The organism is Streptomyces sp. NPDC127106, assembly GCF_042677605.1.
Classification (GTDB): Bacteria; Actinomycetota; Actinomycetes; order Streptomycetales; family Streptomycetaceae; genus Streptomyces.
Genome location: NZ_JBHXTC010000133.1, coordinates 1 through 1,664, shown reverse-complemented (window position 1 = coordinate 1,664; position 1,664 = coordinate 1). Strand labels below are relative to the sequence as shown.

The 1,664-nt window shown below is 69.5% G+C and carries 2 protein-coding genes; one reads left to right on the top strand and one right to left on the bottom strand.

Going from position 1 to position 1,664, the window contains the following annotated elements; genetic code table 11:
• Window positions 1–274 precede the first annotated feature (274 nt).
• Complete coding sequence (locus ACFVGY_RS37800; RefSeq protein WP_385687125.1) at window positions 275–1,093, top strand: IS5 family transposase; 819 nt, start codon at window positions 275–277, stop codon at window positions 1,091–1,093.
• Here the strand turns inward: ACFVGY_RS37800 and ACFVGY_RS37795 are convergent.
• Complete coding sequence (locus ACFVGY_RS37795) at window positions 1,062–1,547, bottom strand: hypothetical protein (protein ID WP_385687122.1); 486 nt, start codon at window positions 1,545–1,547, stop codon at window positions 1,062–1,064. The two genes, ACFVGY_RS37800 and ACFVGY_RS37795, sit on opposite strands and share 32 nt — an antisense overlap.
• Between the last annotated feature and the right edge of the window lie 117 nt (window positions 1,548–1,664).

Sequence of the window (1,664 nt, the reverse complement as noted above, 5' to 3'; positions counted from 1 at the left end):
CTGAGAAGGCTTCCGCTTTCCGTTCAGTGGGCTTGGCCAGTCGAACAGGGTTCCTGTTCGGGTGATCGTCGCGGGGGTGGTGCATGAAGGAAGGGCCTCTTGGTAGCTCGGGGTTGCGATCCCAACCGAGCAGCACCAGGAGGCCCTGTTGTCACAGTCTTTCGCGCTCGGGCCTGCCGAGTCCAACGTGGCGTCCCGGTCGTGTGACTGCCTCGCGCACAGGTTCGGGAACGCCGCGGACCGGCCGGACCGTGTCCCGTCCTATGCGTCGGACATGACCGAGGCGGAGTGGCAGGTGGTGCGGGTGTCGTTGCCGGTGCCGGCGTGGCTGGAGGGTCGGGGTGGCCGGCCGGAGGGCTATTGCCACCGTGTGATGCTGGACGCGGTCCGCTACGTGGTCGACAACGGTGTGAAGTGGGCGAACCTCCCGAAGGACTTTCCGCCGTACCGGCGGGTGCACGCCTTCGCCCGCCGCTGGCAGGCCACCGGGCTGCTGGCTGAGCTTCACGACCGGCTGCGCGACCGGGTGCGCGTGAAGGAGGGCCGCGGCGTTGACCCGACGGCCGCGATCGTGGACTCGCAGTCGGTGCGGGCAGCGGCGAACGTCCCGTGCTCGACGTCGGGGTGGGACGGCGGGAAGAAGGTGGGCGGACGCAAACGGCACCTGGCGGTCGACTGCCTCGGCCTGGTCCTGGTGGTGCTTGTGACCGCGGCGAGCGTGCAGGACCGCGACGCCGCCGTCCCGCTGCTGGAGCGGCTGCGCAAGCTGTACTTCTCGATCCGGCTGGTGTGGGCGGACGGAGGCTACGCGGGCCGACTCGTCGACTGGGCCGCCGGGAAACTCGGCCTCACGGTCGAGATCGTCAAACGCTCTGACGACACAAGCGGGTTCGTGGTGCTGCCGAGACGGTGGGTGGTGGAGAGGACGTTGAGCTGGCTGATGCGCTCACGCCGCCTGGTGCGCGACTACGAGACCCTGCCCGCCATGCACGAGGCGATGGTGCTGTGGTCGATGACCATGCTCATGAGCGGACGCCTGGCCGGGCGCCGCCGGCACGCTTTCATCCCGCGGCAGCCGGCACCACCGGTGTGACCGTGCCGAACACGTTCAGCTGGAGCTCTGCCGCCCAGCCCCGGGCGGTCAGCCGTTTCACCCGCGAGCGCACTCCCTCCACCCCCGCCGGCGTCGTCTGCCACCCCAGCCGCTCCGCGATCTGCTTCGCCCGCAGCCCACCAACAGCTTCCGGCCCGGCGAGCACCGCAAGGATCTGCTGATACTCCGGCGCGAGCACCTCCACTCCGACGCCCTCGACATGATGCGGCACGACCGAGCCCGCCACCGCGGCCCGCACCGGTCCGTCCGCACCCGCCGACGGCTCCTCGGCCAGCACTTCCGCGACCGTCACCCGCGCCAGCGCCAACCGCTCCAAAGCATGTTCCGCCACACCGAGCGCGGCCTGCACCCGCTCGGCTTCCTCCCGCAACCGTGCGACCTCTTCCCGGACCTTCTTCTCCCGGGCCTCCAGCAACCCCATCACCGACGGCACCCCAGCACCTCCACCAGGTGGACAACACGATGCGCCGTCTCTCCCACCAGACAGCCGGAACCATGCCTGACCAGTGGAAATTCAATGACTACGTTCGGAAAGCGGAAGCCTTCTGAG

Bases quoted from the DNA above. Each gene is read 5' to 3' on its own strand.
- ACFVGY_RS37800 (WP_385687125.1), top strand. From the start codon at position 275: ATGACCGAGGCGGAGTGGCAGGTGGTGCGGGTGTCGTTGCCGGTGCCG.